Annotated in this window: 12 protein-coding genes; 2 read left to right on the top strand and 10 right to left on the bottom strand. The window is 72.6% G+C overall.

What is annotated here, in order from left to right; genetic code table 11:
- Positions 1–56: 56 nt before the first annotated feature.
- On the top strand, positions 57–482 hold the full coding sequence (locus ACIBAE_RS27985; RefSeq protein ID WP_399290728.1) for a BlaI/MecI/CopY family transcriptional regulator: 426 nt from the start codon (positions 57–59) through the stop codon (positions 480–482).
- Between the two features lie 4 nt (positions 483–486).
- Entirely contained in the window at positions 487–1434 is a 948-nt protein-coding gene (locus ACIBAE_RS27980) for a M56 family metallopeptidase (protein ID WP_399290651.1), read from the top strand.
- Between the two features lie 120 nt (positions 1435–1554).
- On the opposite strand, the gene ACIBAE_RS27975 is transcribed toward ACIBAE_RS27980, so the two are convergent.
- From ACIBAE_RS27975 to ACIBAE_RS27930, 10 genes are all read right to left on the bottom strand, one after another.
- Positions 1555–3072 (bottom strand): SDR family oxidoreductase, encoded by a 1518-nt coding sequence (locus tag ACIBAE_RS27975; RefSeq protein WP_399290648.1) that lies wholly within the window; start codon positions 3070–3072, stop codon positions 1555–1557.
- Between the two features lie 156 nt (positions 3073–3228).
- Complete coding sequence (locus ACIBAE_RS27970; protein WP_399290645.1) at positions 3229–4719, bottom strand: FAD-dependent oxidoreductase; 1491 nt, start codon at positions 4717–4719, stop codon at positions 3229–3231.
- Between the two features lie 291 nt (positions 4720–5010).
- Complete coding sequence (locus ACIBAE_RS27965; RefSeq protein ID WP_399290642.1) at positions 5011–5421, bottom strand: PTS-dependent dihydroxyacetone kinase phosphotransferase subunit DhaM; 411 nt, start codon at positions 5419–5421, stop codon at positions 5011–5013.
- Positions 5418–6023: a dihydroxyacetone kinase subunit DhaL gene (dhaL, locus tag ACIBAE_RS27960; protein WP_399290725.1), complete on the bottom strand. Its 606-nt coding sequence runs from the start codon at positions 6021–6023 to the stop codon at positions 5418–5420. The genes ACIBAE_RS27965 and dhaL overlap by 4 nt, the downstream gene beginning before the upstream one ends.
- Before the next feature lie 73 nt (positions 6024–6096).
- Positions 6097–7089: a dihydroxyacetone kinase subunit DhaK gene (gene dhaK, locus ACIBAE_RS27955; protein WP_399290639.1), complete on the bottom strand. Its 993-nt coding sequence runs from the start codon at positions 7087–7089 to the stop codon at positions 6097–6099.
- 1376 nt (positions 7090–8465) lie between these two features.
- Entirely contained in the window at positions 8466–9221 is a 756-nt protein-coding gene (locus ACIBAE_RS27950; protein WP_399290636.1) for a hypothetical protein, read from the bottom strand.
- Entirely contained in the window at positions 9218–10129 is a 912-nt protein-coding gene (locus ACIBAE_RS27945) for a hypothetical protein (protein ID WP_399290633.1), read from the bottom strand. Before ACIBAE_RS27945 ends, ACIBAE_RS27950 begins: the two co-directional genes overlap by 4 nt.
- Positions 10130–10301: 172 nt before the next feature.
- Positions 10302–11348, bottom strand: coding sequence for a hypothetical protein (locus ACIBAE_RS27940; RefSeq protein ID WP_399290630.1), 1047 nt, complete (start codon positions 11346–11348; stop codon positions 10302–10304).
- Positions 11345–12811, bottom strand: a complete 1467-nt coding sequence (locus ACIBAE_RS27935) for a phenylacetate--CoA ligase family protein (RefSeq protein WP_399290627.1) — start codon at positions 12809–12811, stop codon at positions 11345–11347. The genes ACIBAE_RS27940 and ACIBAE_RS27935 overlap by 4 nt, the downstream gene beginning before the upstream one ends.
- 682 nt (positions 12812–13493) lie before the next feature.
- A complete protein-coding gene (locus ACIBAE_RS27930) occupies positions 13494–14774 on the bottom strand; it encodes a PP2C family protein-serine/threonine phosphatase (RefSeq protein ID WP_399290625.1) in 1281 nt (426 codons plus the stop codon).
- Between the last annotated feature and the right edge of the window lie 209 nt (positions 14775–14983).

Genomic DNA, 14983 nt, shown 5'->3' with positions numbered 1-14983 from the left:
TCAGTAGCATGTACGGCTTGCCCCCTGGTGAGGCGGCGCTGCTGGAGGGAGACATCGTGAGGGAGTACGGCGGTCAGGGCTGCGACGGTCCTGACGAGCGTCCCCGCCGGCGCGGCCAGGGCGAGCTGGAGGCCCAGGTGCTCGCCGCGCTCCGGCAGGCGCCCGGGCCCGTCACGGCCGCCTGGGTGCAAGGCCGGCTCGGCGGAGATCTCGCGTACACGACGGTGATGACCATCCTGACCAGGCTCCAGGCCAAGCGGGCGGTCACCCGCGAGCGGGCGGGACGCTCCTTCGAATGGCGCGCCGCCTCGGACGAGGCGGGGCTGGCAGCCCTGCGGATGCGCAAGGTACTGGACCGGGAGACGGACCGTGAGGCCGTACTGGCCCGCTTCGTGACCGCGCTCTCCCCGGACGACGAGCGGCTGCTGCGCGAACTGCTCGGCCTGCCCGCCGACGGCGAGCCCGCAGGGCCGGAGGACTGACGGGATGGGAATGTTCGTCTTTCTGCCGCTCGTTCTGCCACTGACCGCCCTGCCCATCGCGCGCCTGGCCGAACCGCACCTCCATCCGCGCACCGCGACCCGGCTGCTGTCGGCGCTGGCCGCCGTCCTCGCGGTGTGCAGCACGCTGTGTCTGGGGCTGCTCGTGGTGGTCGGGACGGCCCAGCTGCCCGGCAACCCCCTGCCCGACGCCTGGTCGGACCCGGAGGTCCGCAAGGCCGTCCCGTACGACGAGATCGCGGGCAAGGGGGCCATCGTCGCGCTCGCCGTGGTCGCCCTCAGCTGTACGGTGACCGCCCTGCGCCATCGCCGGACGGGCCGCCGCGCCCACGCCGCCCTGGCCGGTCTGCCCGACGGCGAACTCGCCGTGCTGACCGATGACGCGCCGTACGCCTACGCCCTGCCGGGCCAGGGCAGGGGCGCGCGCGGGCGGATCGTGGTGTCGACGGCCATGCTCGCGTGCCTCGACGCCCGGGAGCGCGAGGCGCTGATCGCCCACGAGCACGCCCACCTCAGCCGGCGCCACCACCGCTTCCTGCTGGCCGTACGGCTCGCAGCGCGGGCCAACCCGCTGCTGCGCCCGCTGCGCTCGGCGGTGGCGTACACGACGGAGCGCTGGGCGGACGAGGACGCGGCCCGGGCGACCGGGGAGCGGGTGGTGCTGGCCCGGGCCATCGGCAAGGCCGCGCTGGTCTCCCGGGGCACGTCCGCCCCCACCCCGGCGCCGGCCGGCTTCGCGGCCCCGGGACCGGTACCGCGACGGGTGGCCGCCCTGCTCGACCCCGCGCCCCCGGCTGTCAGCTGGCCGCCGGTGAGCACCGCGGTGGGCCTGGCGGCCTGGGCCGCGGCCGCCGGGACCCTCGGCTCGGCCCTGTCCTCGGCGAACGCGACGGTCACGCTCTTCCTGGCCCTGAAGGCCGCCGCCCAGCTCTGAGGCCGGTCCGTGCGGCCAGGCCCGCGTGGAGGCCCGCGTGGATCCGGTCCGCGTGATCCGTCCGAGCGACTGTCCCGGCGATCCGTCCCGGCGATCCGTCTCAGCGGCCAGGCCCAGCGGTCAGGCCCGTGCGGCCGGCTCGGCGACGGCGCCTCCCGCGGCCTGCGCGATGTTGCGTGCCATCCCGCCGAAGACCGCCGAGTGGAACGGCCAGACGCTCCACCAGTACGCGTGCCCCAGCAGCCCCTGGGGATGGAACAGCGCCCGCTGCCGGAACACCGTCCGGTCCCCGCCGTCCTGGTCCGCGCGCAGTTCGAGCCAGGCGAGCCCCGGCAGCCGCATCTCGGCGCGCAGCCGCAGCAGCCGGCCCGGTTCGATCGCCTCCACCCGCCAGAAGTCCAGTGAGTCGCCGACGCGCAGCCGCTGCGCGTCCCGCCTGCCCCGGCGCAGCCCCACCCCGCCGACCATCCGGTCGAGCCACCCCCGTACCGCCCAGGCCAGCGGGAAGGAGTACCAGCCGTTCACCCCGCCGATGCCCTCGATGACCCGCCACAGCGACGCGGGCGAGGCGTTCACGACCATCTCGCGCCGGTCGGTGTAGAGACTGCCGCCGGCCCAGTCGGGGTCGGTGGGCAGCGGATCGCTCGGTGCCCCGGGCACCGACGCGGACGACCAGCGGGTGGTCACCTCCGCGTCCTGGATACGCCGCAGCGCCAGCCCGACCGAGCAGTCGAAGGTGAGGGAGCCGTCCGGCGGATCGGGAACGTAGCGGGCGATGTCGTGCTCGTGGCAGATGACCTCGTGGCGCAGCGACTCGGCCAGCGGCCGGGCGATCGAGCGCGGGACCGGGGTCACCAACCCGATCCAGTGACTGGAGAGGGTCGGGGTCAGGACGGGCACCGGGAGGATGACCCGCCGGGGCAGCCCGGCCACCGCCGCGTACCGCTGCATCATGTCCCGGTACGTCAGCACCTCGGGGCCGCCGATGTCGAAGGACCGGTTGACGTCGTCGGGCAGCCGCGCGCAGCCCACGAGGTACCGCAGCACGTCCCGGACCGCGATCGGCTGGATGGACGTACGCACCCAGCTCGGCGTCACCATCACCGGCAGTCGCTCCGTGAGATAGCGCAGCATCTCGAAGGACGCCGAGCCCGAGCCGATGATGACCGCCGCCCGCAGCATCACCGTGGGGACACCCGAGTCCAGGAGGATACGGCCCACCTCGGCGCGCGAGCGCAGATGCGGCGACAGCTCACGCTCGGCGACCCCGGCCGGGGTGAGGCCGCCCAGGTACACGACGCGCCGGATGCCGGCGGCCTTCGCCCGCTCGGCGAAGGTCCTGGCCGCCCGGCGGTCCGTGGCCGCGAAGTCCCGCCCGGTGCCCAGCGCGTGCACCAGGTAGTACGCCACGTCGATGCCTTCCATCGCCGCGCCGAGCGACTCGGCGTCGGTGACATCACCGCGGACGACCTCCGTACCGCCGACCCACGGGTAGTCGCGCAGCTTGTCAGGATTCCGGGCGAGGCAGCGCACCGTGTGGCCCGCGTCCAGCAGCTCGGGCACCAGTCGGCCGCCGATGTAGCCGGTGGCCCCGGTCACCAGACAGCGCAGCCCACTGCCGTCGATGTCCGTCGTCATACGCCTCTCCTCGGTCGTGTCGGGCGGGGCGGGTTCGTGCGGGGGTCTCCAGGCCGAGCCTGGCCCCGGAACGGACGCGCGGCAACGCGGCGGCGGTACGTCGGCGGTACGACGCCCGAGCCGACGCCCGAGCCGCGCCCGAGCCGACGCCGTTCTCTAGGCGGTCTCCGTGCTCTCCGGCCGCATCGGCGGTCCGGGCGGCGACGGGAGGACCGGACCGAACAGCACGGCACGCACGATCCGCGGCGCGAAAAGCACGGAGACCGGGGCCGTCAGAGTGAACACGGAACGGAACGCCGCACCGACGACCGGATCACCGGGAGCGCGCTCCAGCACCCGCGCGAGATACCGGGCCACGATCCGGTCCGCCGCGCGCGACCTTGCCGCGTCACCCCGCGCGCCCGGCAGCTCCCGGTCCGCCCCGGAGGCGATGCCCCACGCCTGCCGCGCCGCACCGAGCATCGCCCGCTGCAGGCGTCGGGTCGTCGGCTCGCGGCGCCGGTCGGCGAGCGCGTCCCGCAGCGCGAGCGCCCCGAGCGCGGCGACCGCCATGCCCTGCCCGTAGACCGGGTTGACGGCGCACAGCGCGTCGCCCGTGGCGAGGAAGCCGGCCGGGCGGCGTCCCGGCCGGTCGTACCGGCGGCGGACGTTCGCCGTGGCGCGGAACGCGTGGACGGGCGACAGCGGCTCCGCCTTCAACAGCCATTCGTGCAGCACCGGATGGGGGAGCCTGGCCGCGAAATCCGTGAACCCGGCCTCGTCCGAGGGCGGTTCACTGCCGCGCAGCCCGGAGAGTGTCACGAGGCAGTGGCCGTTTTCGGTGGGCAGGGCCACCCCGCCGTAGATGTGGTCGCGGCCCGCGACGAAGTAATAGCCGAGGCCCCGCTGCTCTTCGGCGTCCGCCGGGGCCCGGTAGAGGCGGGTCGCGTAGGCGAGACCGGTGTCGAGCGTCTCCTCGCGGGGCGGTTCCGCGCCGATCGCGGACAGCCACTCGGGTGCCCGTGAGCCGCGACCCGACGCGTCCACCACCAGATCGGCGGTGAGCGGCCGCGTCTCCTGGCGGGTCCGCGTGCCGCGCTCACGGAGCCGTACGCCCCGGACCTGGGCCCGGTCGCCGAGCAGCCCCACGACCTCCGTACCCTCCACCACCGTGATCCGCGGATCGGCGACCACCCGGCGCCGCACCAGCCACTCCAGCTGAGGCCGGGAACCGGTGAGGATATGGACGTGGGCGGGGGTGCGCCGGTAGAAGCGCCGCGCCTGCCACTGAATGAGGTCGCTGGGCATCCCGAGCCGGGGCGCGCCGTGCTCACGCAGTTCGGCGACGATCCCCGGGAGCAGGGCGTCCAGCGCCCGCTGGCCGCCCTCCAGCAGGACATGGGTGTGGCGGCTCTGGGGGACACCCGCGCGTGGCTCGGGCCCGTCGGGTAAGCGGTCGCGCTCGACGATGGTCACCCGGTCCGCGTGACCGGTGAGCACATGGGCCACCAGCAGGCCGGCGAGACTCCCGCCGACGACGACGGCATGCCGCGTCCGGCGGCCGTGGGAGCGGTCCGCACCGTCCCCCTCCTCGCCCCCGCCTCTGTTCACGTCCGTGTCCGCGCACCTGTCGGGTGCGCCGTTGTCCGGGCCTGCCGAGTCGACCATGCTCGTCCCCCTCCGGGCCACCGCCACCCGTCCGCGGCGGTTCGGTTCCCGGTGACAGGATGCCCGGACGGCGGTGGCCGCGCGCCGTTTTCCGGGATCGTCGCGCCCTTCGGATGGCCCTTCGGATGGGCGCCGCCGGGCCCTGCCCCGACCGAGCGGGGGAGACGCCCGCGCGGGCGATACGGACGCGGGCGATGCGGAGGCGGGACGGCGGGCGGGACGGCGGGCGGGACGGCGGGCGGGACGGCTTCCCTGGCGTGGCCGTCGCCCGGGAAGCCGTCCCGCCCGGGCTCAGATCTTGCGGTAGGTGTACGCCTCGGCCGCGGCGGCCTCCACCGCGTCCAGACCCCCGCCCGCGGAGGCGGTGACCAGTGCTGCCACCGCGCCCTCCACGAAGGGCGCGTCCACCAGACGCGTTCCCTCGGGCAGTTCGTCGCCCTCGGCGAGCATCGATTTCACCGTCAGTACGGCGCTGCCCAGATCCACCAGGATCGCGATGCCCGCGCCCCGGTCGACCTCGGCGGCCGCGGCCGCGATCAGCTCGGAACTGGTCCCGAGCCCGCCGTCCGGGGTGCCCCCGGCCGCCGCCACGGGCGCGGTCGTCCCGCCCGCCGCCAGCCCCTGGGCGAGGGCGGCGACGGCCTCCGCGACCGGTCCGCTGTGCGACACCAGCACGATGCCGACCGGGTTCTCCAGGCTCATGCGGTCGCCTCCGCGGTCCGGGCCAGGGCCGTGATCAGCAGCGCGGCGGATGTGGCGCCCGGATCCTGGTGCCCGATGCTCCGCTCACCGAGGTAGCTGGCCCTGCCCTTGCGCGCCTGCAGAGGTACGGTCGCCAGCGCGCCCGCGTCCGCCGCTTCCGCGCCCGCCGCGAACGACGTGCCGAGCGCCTCGACCGCCGGTTCCAGCGCGTCGAGCATCGTCTTGTCCCCGGCCTTGGCACCGCCCAGCTGGGCCACCGCCGCCACCCCCTCCCGCAGCGCCTCGGCGAGCTCCGCGGGTGTCACCTCGGTGCCGTCACCGAGTGCCTTTCCGGTACGGCGGAGCAGCGTCCCGTACAACGGTCCGGACGCGCCGCCCACCGTGGAGATCAGTTTCCGTCCCGCCAGGGTCAGCACCGCACCCGGCCCGGCCGGCGGGTCGTCGTCCAGAGCGCTCGTGACGGCCCGGAAACCGCGCTGCAGATTGCTGCCGTGGTCGGCGTCGCCGATGGCCGAGTCCAGTTCTGTGAGCCGGTCCGCCTCGCGTTCCACGGCGGCGGCCATGGCCGTCAGCCAGCGGCGGAAGAAATCGGCGTCGAGTATCCGCTCGTCGGGCATGTGCGCTCCTCGCGACGTGGGTCGTTCCATACCGTCCCTGCCGGCCGTTGTCAGCGGCTCAGCGGCCCCAGCGGAGCGCGGCGGTCTCCACCGGCGCGTCCCACAGCCGCAGCAACTCCTCGTCGACCTGGCAGAGAGTCACCGAGCAGCCTGCCATGTCCAGCGAGGTCACATAATTGCCGACGAGCGTACGGGCCACCACGACCCCGCGTTCGGCCAGCACCCGCTGCACCTCGGCGTTGAAACCGTACAGCTCCAGCAGCGGCGTCCCTCCCATGCCGTTCACCAGCGCGAGCACCGGTCCCGAGGGCCGCAGGTCCTCCAGTACCGCGTTCACGGCGAAGTCGGCGATCTCGCGTGAGGTCATCATCGCGCGCCGTTCGCGCCCCGGCTCGCCGTGGATCCCGATGCCCAGCTCCAGCTCACCCGCGGGCAGATCGAAGGTGGGGGTGCCCTTCGCGGGCGTGGTGACGGCGCTGAGAGCGACACCGAAACTGCGCGAGCTCTCGTTCACCCGCCGCCCGATGGCCTCGACCCGCTCCAGCGGCGCCCCCTCCTCGGCCGCCGCGCCGGCCAGCTTCTCGACGAACAGCGTGGCGCCCGTACCGCGCCGCCCGGCGGTGAAGAGGCTGTCGGTCACCGCCACGTCGTCGTTGACCAGCACCTTCGCGACCTGGATGCCCTCGTCCTCGGCCAGCTCGGCGGCCATGTCGAAGTTCAGGACGTCGCCCGTGTAGTTCTTGACGACGAAGAGCACCCCGGCCCCGCTGTCGACCGCGGCGGCGGCCCGCACCATCTGGTCGGGCACGGGGGAGGTGAAGACCTCGCCCGGGCACGCGGCGGACAGCATGCCGGGCCCCACGAAGCCCCCGTGCAGCGGCTCATGCCCGGAACCACCCCCGGAAACGAGCCCCACCTTCCCGGCGACGGGGGCGTCACCCCGTACCACCACCCGGTTCTCCACGTCGACGGAAAGCCCGGGATACGCTGCGGCCATCCCCCGCAGGGCGTCCGCGACCACGGTCTCCGGCACATTGATGAGCATCTTCAACGCTGTCTCCTAGGTGGGGTAGCAGCTGTGCCTCTGACCAGCGTTTTGCAGGTCAGATCACATGTGGGCACGTTGTGATCCCGGCGTTGCCCGGCGGTTCGAAGCGGGGCCGACGGTACTGACGCCGACCCGATGCCGACTTTTCTGACACATGGTCAGTTCTCTGTGGGGAGGTCTGGCGCGGCGGGTTGCCGTCCGTTCCCAGTATCGATCGAATCCGGCCGAGTGGCACCGCATGCGACATACCACCAGAGCAAGCCGTAGGCCGATTCCCTCTTGTGGCCGCTTGCCAGGTCGTCGGCCGCTGATCGGGAACGCCTGTCTGCCCGCTGTCGACAAGCGGCTCGGGAAGCCCACCAAGTACGTCAACCTCCTCGCCATGCGTCGCCGTCGCCGTCCCGGCCCGCGAGATCCGCGACAGCCCCTTCGGCGTCGCCGTCACCACCCGTGCCTTTGATGTCCGGGCGGCCCTCGAACTCTCCCCTTTTCACCGGGCGGACAGTCCCGACTTTCCCCTTCCGTAGGGAAATCATCTGGTCGTCCTCGGAGTTTACCGGCGACGCCGGTTTTCGTCACCAGCGCATCGCGCTGCGAATTCGAACGCCACCATCACCAATGCAGCCATCACCAAGGAGATGCCCGGTGGCGAAACCGCCCCGGAAGTCGACCCCGCCGGGAATCCGACATCGGTCACGGCGGAGCCCGCCTGTTCGCGCAATGATCGGTGGTTCCGACAAGAGACGCCGCAATTGCGTCACCATGCATGCCTGGCTACGCGAACACACCCGTTCCCCTTGGCGTGAGCATGGAAGAGTGTGGCCATCAGAGCTTCCGGACGGGGCCGTACGGCGGGAACGCCGCATGGCCCCGGAGCTGCCAAGGACCGCCCTACGGCGGCGGTACGGACGCCTGTCATGCGACTGCTTGCACCCGGCTGCCCCGGCGATGTCGACGATGTCTTCGACCGGCTGCGCGTCGCCCGTCAGCGGGACGAGGTCGGCCAGTCGCTGTGGGAATTCACCGAAAAGCCCACCGAGAGAACAGGAGGGAAACCGCAGGAGGTTCCGGGGTGCCACGGAGAACGCCGAATGCCTCTTCCGGCTCGTGCGCCCCGACGACAACACCGATAACCGCACCATCATGATCAACGACGAGGCCGGAGATGACGGAGAACGCTACGACCTGACCGTCATCCAATTCCTCACCGCCACCCTCGTCGGCGAGATCTGCTCGAACATCTTCTGGAACAAATTTCCCCTGCCCCGTTCACGTTTTCCGACCGGCGCGGGAAGTGTCACTCCCATTAACCAAAACCCCTATCGTTTCGGATCAATGGATAAGGATGTGTGGCGATCCCTGGCCGCCCCGGAGAGCGGTTATGCGGCCAGGAGGTCCGCCAGCCTGTCGCGGACACCGTCCCCGCCACCCGCCGGGACCAGCTTGTCCCGGTCCCGCGGGTCCCGGGAAAGGACGTGCAGCCGCCCTTCGTCACGGGCCAGGATCAGGTCGGTGCTGGTGCCCGCCGTCTCGGCCGATCCCTGCGCGGTGTACTGGGTGACGGTGACCAGCGCGGAACGCTCCGACCCGGTGAGCACGGCATCGGCGTCCATCGACGGATCGGTATCCGCCGACGGGCCCCGGGGGAGCCACTCGGTGAGCGTACGGAGCGCCTCTTCGAGCTTGTACAGGCCGACCTGGTGGACGCCGAGCGCGTCGATGCGGACCATCAGGCAGATCCGCTCGGGCTGGGGGAGCAGCAGGATCCGCCACGGCTCGCCCGGAGCCGTTCCGGTCGTACGGGCGTCGAGCACCTTCCTGGCCCGCTGCTGGAACGCCACCGCGATGCCCAGGTCTCCCCGTACGTGGACCTCCTCGCCCGAGGAGCCCGCCATGAGCAGCTGGCGTGCGGCCAACGAGCGGACGGCCTCGGCGAGTTCGTCCTCCGACGGCCGGGCCTCCAGGAAGTCCACGATCGCGTCCACGGCGGTGAGTTCGGCGATGGTGTACGCACCGAGCAGCACCGGCCCGGTGTCCACCAGATCCACCACGGCCGTGACCAGCCCTTCGGGAACGGACGCCTCGCCCGGCCCCGGCGATGACGCCGGAGGAGTGCCGCGCTGATCGTCGCTCATGACGAACCTCCTGTCGGCCACCCGCCCACGGCGGGCGTCGCGCGACTCTCACGGAGAACCGCGGCGGCGGTACGGGACGGGGTCTGCGTCACCCATACGTCGGAGTTGCCGAACAGGCCCCGGCCGGCCTCGCCGGACAGCGCCTGGCCCAGCTCGCCGGACAGATCCGGCCGATCCGGCGGCGGGAACCGGGCCGCCAGTTCCTGGGACACGGCCGTGACGTCGTCGTTCGCCTCGATCCGGTGCAGCGCCTGGGTCAGGGACCGCGCGATCGGCGGCGTCAGGGACGTGGGCACCGCCAGAACCGGCGAGAGATACAGCGGGCGCCGCTCGGTCATCCGCGACAGCCCCCAAGGCCCGACGTTGCTGTCGGTGAACTTGTACACCACGTAGTCCACCAGGTGCCGCAGGTCGCTCGGACGGGGCAGTTTGGGCCCACCGAACGCCGCCGGGGTCTTCTCCAGCTGCACCCAGGTGCCCTGCGCCGTGCGGCCGTGCAGTTTCTCCCGTACGACCTGTCCGCGCATCCCGATGTCGGGATACACCGTCTTGTCGATGTCGCGGTGGTGGCTGGACAGCCGGGGATGGCTGCCCTTGGCGGACCGCCACTTCCCGTACAACTGCGGATCGTCCACCAGCACATGGCCGCCGCGCAGCACGTCCCGCAACTGCGGTACCTGCAGTCCGTGCCGCTCCAGATCGGACAGAATCACCGCTTCCTCAGGACTGAGGCGTCCGGCGGCTTTGACCAGGCCTTTCCGGTACGATCCGGCCCGCGCGGTGATCTCGATCATGAGCCGCACCCTGGTGCGCACCTCGTCGGCCCGCTCGGCGGGGACCGTATCGGAAGCCGCCTTGCCGAGCCGCCCGGCGCGCGTGACGAACGCCCGCGTGTGCTTGCGCTTCATCTGGCCAGTACAGCACGACAGGCAGGCACGCGCAGGGCCTGGCGCTGCCCGCCGGGAACGGGGGCACCGAGCCCGGCCGGGACGATGGCGCCGCTCGCGCGCCCGGACGGACCGCCCCCGGCCGGGGTGGGGTGGCGGGCGCGTCGCGTCGTCGCCCCAGCGCGAGCCCGGCTCAGTTCTGGCGTACCACAGGCACCGATTCACAGCCGCGGAGCCGGGCGTCCCTGCGTGCCTGACCAGGCGACTTCCCGCTGCCCACCGCCCGGCCGTCGACGACCGCGAGCCAGTCGCCCCGGGACACCTCCGCCCGCAGCGCGTCCACGCCGGTCGGTTCGAGGGCCTGGAGCAGCGCCGGGTCGGGGTCCGTGGGAGTGTCGGCCGCCGCCGCGCGCGGTGTTCCCGCGCGCCACTCGGCGGTGGTCCGCTCGCCCGACCTGGCCCGTGACCACAGCACGTGCTGCAGCACGATCAGCGGTCCCAGTGCCGTCAGGAGCGGGAAGGCCCCCGTCAGCGATCCCAGGCCGAACAGCAGGCTGACGCTCGCCGACACCGCCAGTCCGACCCCGGCCGCGAGAAGACCGGCGGCCCGCCCGAAGGCCTTGAGGGCCACCAGCGGGAAGAGCACCAGGAGCAGCAGGTCGCCCAGTCCCAGCGCCACCGGCGGTCTGCCCTGGGTGACTGCCAGCAGTGGCGCGAACGGCAGTCCCATGACCTGGGCGGCGAACCGGTCCATGACGGAGGTGAGTCCGGTCGCCACCAGGTCGTAGCAGCAGAGCACGCCCGCGAACCACGCCGCGTGGACGGAGCGCATCCCGCTCTGCGCCCACATGTTGGCCACTCCCACCACGGCGATGGCGAGCAGGACGTCCGTCAGAACCGTCACGGCGACCGGCAGGTCCGCGAACGCGCATCCGGCGGTGGCGGCCACGGAGAGCGCCGCGGCAGACCAGGCCCGCCCCCCGCCGATCAGCGGCGCGAGGGTGAACTGGAGCGCCGCGCAGAGGACCAGGCCGAAGACGACGGCCACCACGGTCCGGGGCAGTGCCAGATACACCAGGGGAGCCGCCACCACGACGGCGGTCATCACGGCGACGTCGGGCAGTTCGTACCTGCCGACCGGGGGGCGGGGCATCCGGACCCGCGCGAAGTAGCCGGCACCTGCCACCGTGATCGCGGCGACGGCGCAGTTGAGGCCCACGAGGGCGAGGGCGGTACTCATGCCGGGCTCGCCACGCGTACGGCGGCGGGGCGGGCCGACTCGAAGGTGTGCTCGCGCAGATCGGCGCGGACCGGGCCGGTCGGCGGCAGCGTGGCCGGATCGTCGTGCAGCACGATGCCGTCCAGCGCGAGGCCGGCCGCTGTGGCCCGCTCCTGCAGCCTGCCGAGCAGGGCGACGGCGGGCAGTCGGCGGACCAGGACGTGGAGGACAGGGCCCCCGGGCCGGTCGACCAGGGCGTAGCGCGCCGGCAGCGGGATGTCCGGCTCGGCCTCCAGCAGGTTCAGCACCGACCGGGTGGGTACCGCGATGCTCCGCGGACCCGACCAGCGGCCGAGTATGGGCGAGGTCGCGGGCAGATGGGCCAGCTCGCACGTGGGCTCGGCCTCGGGGCGCCCGACCAGGTCGCCGGTCGCGTAGCGCAGCAGCAGGGTGCAGTCCCGGTAGGGGACGTACGGCGTCTGCACGATGATGCCGACGGAGCCCGGTGGCGTCGGTTCGTGTGTCACGGGGTCGAGTATCTCCATGTGCCCGAACTCGGTGGTGTGGTGCAGATGTCCCTCGGTGCACGGCGTACCGCCCGAGGGGACGGTCTCGGTCATCATGTACGCCGTGGAGATCCGGGCGCCCAGGGCCGCTGCGGCCCGCTCCCTCAGCGGGTCGGAGAGCACTTCACCGCCGACACCGATGGATTCCAGGCCGAAGTCCGACGCGTGCCAGCCGCTTCTCTCCGCCTCTTCGACGAGGGCGGAGAGGTAGGACGCGGAGACCGTCAGATGGGTGATCTGCGGGGCCTTGCCCCGCAGACCGAGCGGGGTGGCCAGCCGGTCCAGCGCCACGGCCGGGTCCACGGTGCCGATCTGGACGAACGAGGCACCGATCCGGGTCACCGACTCCTCCACGTTGAGCAGCGGCAGGGTCGCCCGGGAGCAGCCCGCGTACGCCATGGTGTGGCGGGGCCGCAGGCCCATGCCGAGCACGGCCGAGACGGTACTCATGGCAACCGCGATCTCCACCTCGGCCCTGGAGTACCAGACGGTGGTGGGGGTGCCGCTGGTCCCTGTGGTGAGTGCCATCAGCGCGGGAGTGGAGGCGGCGGACACGAAGGCGGCCGGCAGACCGCGCAGGGCCTCTTTGGGTGTGACCGGTATGCGGTCCCAGGTCTCCGGGGTGAGGGTGCCCGGGTCGAGTCCCAGGACATCGAAGGTCCGCCGGTAGTGGGCCGTGTGCTGGGCGGCGGCCCGTGCCGTGGCCCGCAGGCTGCGCTCCGTGACGGTCCGTCGTACGGCGGGGTCGATGGCCCCTGCCTGACCGGGGAGCAGAGCCGAGTCCGCCCCGGGCTCGCCGAACTCGGCCAGGGTCGCGATCAGGTCGCGGGCTATGCGTTCCAGGTCCTGCGGGCGGATGCGACGGTTGCGCAGGATCGCCGTGCCGTAGCGGAGCTGACTGAGGGCGGTGCCGAACAAGGGATCTCCTGATGCCTGGACCGGGTTGTCTTCCCGGTCCAGGCCGGGAGCGAGCGTCAGACCATGCTGGCGAACATCGCCGCGGTGAGCGTGCTGAACGCGTACTTGACGTAGTGCTTGACCATGATGGATCTCCCTCGTTCCGCGCCGCCCGGGGACGGCTGGGTTCCTGGTGGTGCACTCCCGACCGGGGGCGGTCGTTCGATGAACGCGACCTTAGAGTAAGGCAGTTGACTGATCAACGGTTTCTCCCGACGAACTGGATTCCCGTGTTCGCGCAGTCGCCCATTCGTGCTGGTCAGGCGATCGCGGGAGCCGCTGAGCAGGCGTGAGGTTCGGGTCCGAGGACGACCGGGGGTGGCTGATCCGGCACTCCGGCGGTCGGCGCGGCGGCACGTTCACGCGTGCCCGGCCGGGTTGTCAGGCGCTGCGGCCGAGGACGTGACGGCTCTCCGTGGCTTCGGGCGGGCGACACCCGGCCTTGCGTCGAAGCCTGACGGACCGCGCCGAACGTCGCGCGTGTCGCGATCCGGTCGGAAGGGCGACATCGCGCCTCCGCCGCTGCCGGAGGGCAAGGGCGGACCGGGCCTCGACCGCTCCGGGCCACGCCTTCCCCGCCCCGGCGGCCGCCCGCCACGCTCCGGGCCGGACGAGCCGGGCGCCGAAGCGGACCGGCACCCCTTCACATCAGCGGAACCCTGAGGGCGAGCAGCGCGACGTCGTCCTGGTAGTCGCTCAGCATGCGGGCGAGCAGCTCATCGAAGAACGTTTCGAGCGGCTCCCGGGCCAAGGCGTCAGCCTGCTGACGCAGCCGGACGAAACCTCTGCCGATGTCCTCGCCCGGCCTTTCGATGAGCCCGTCGGTGTAGAGAAGCAGGGTCGACCCGGGAGGCAGCACGTCGACGCGGTCCACGCGCGGGATACGCAGATCCGTCCCCAGCACCGGATCGGGGTCGTGTTCCAGCAACCGCGCCTCACCGTCACGGGGGACGAGCAGCGGAGGCGGGTGGCCCGCGTTGGCCCACCGCATCTCGCACCCCCGACCCGGCAGTTCGCGGATCCTGCCGACCACGGCCGTCACCAGCTCGATGTCCGTCAGCCCCTGCATGACCCGGTCCAGGCGGCTCATCACGGCGGCCGGCGTGTCATCGCTGTCGTAGGCGAGAGCCCGGAGCATGTTGCGCAGCTCCGACATCCGTACCGCCGCCGTCAGGTCGTGGCCGATCACGTCACCGATCGCCAGCGTCGTCGAACCGTCGCGGAGCCGGAAGGCGTCGTACCAGTCACCGCCGACCTCCGCACGCTCCCGAGCCGGCACGTACCGGGCGGTCAGCTGCCAGGGACCACCGCCTCCGAGGTCGGGCAGGAGGGAGCGCTGCAGTTCCTCGGCCGTACGCCGCTGCAGACGGTACAAGCGGGTGTTGTCCAGGGTCAGGGCCGCGCGGTGGCCGAGTTCGGCGGCCAGCGCCCGCTCCCCCTCGTCGAAGAGGGGCCCTGCGGCCGGACGCAGGAAGCTGAGCGCTCCCAGCACCTGCCGGCGCGCCTGAAGAGGTACGACGAGCACCTGCCCCGCGCCCAGCTCACGGTAGAGGCGGCGCTGCTCCCCAACCGGTTCGGTGACCGGCGAGACGTCATGGACCAGCTGAGGGCCCGCTCCCCGCAGGACACGGCCGAGGATGGACGAGGACAGCTCCGGGAGGGGAAACGCCGTCTCCGAGAATGTGGCGGCGGCACGGCGGGACGCCATGGCATGAGTGACTGCCACCCGCCGCACCCGGTCGTCCTCGCGGATGTCCACGACGCACGCGTCGCCCAATTGCGGGACGACCAGGTGGGCGAGCCGGCGCAGTCCCTCTTCGCCCTCAAGGCTGCTGGCGAGAGCGGCGCCGGCCTCTGTCATGAGCCGCGAGCGGGCCAGCACCTGGCGCAGCTCTTGTCGGGCTTCCTCGGGATCGCAGGCCATCTCTGGGCTCCCTGGGCGGGTTCTGGAAGTCTTGCCTGCCGGCGGGCCCCGGACGGACCGCGCTACGTCGGGGACGTTCCGCGCCACTCGGCCGGACACGCCGTACGGCGCCAACCTAGGGCCTGTGTGAGGTCGTGATCAATATCTGCGTTCCGCTGCCGTGCCGGGACGGATCACGGTAGAACGCCGGTGTGACGCGCCGACAGCTC

The sequence above is a fragment of the Streptomyces sp. NPDC051569 genome (genome assembly GCF_044454085.1).
In the GTDB taxonomy this organism is placed as follows: domain Bacteria; phylum Actinomycetota; class Actinomycetes; order Streptomycetales; family Streptomycetaceae; genus Streptomyces.
Note: the sequence above shows the minus strand (reverse complement) of the source record. Positions and strands in the feature narration are given on the sequence as shown.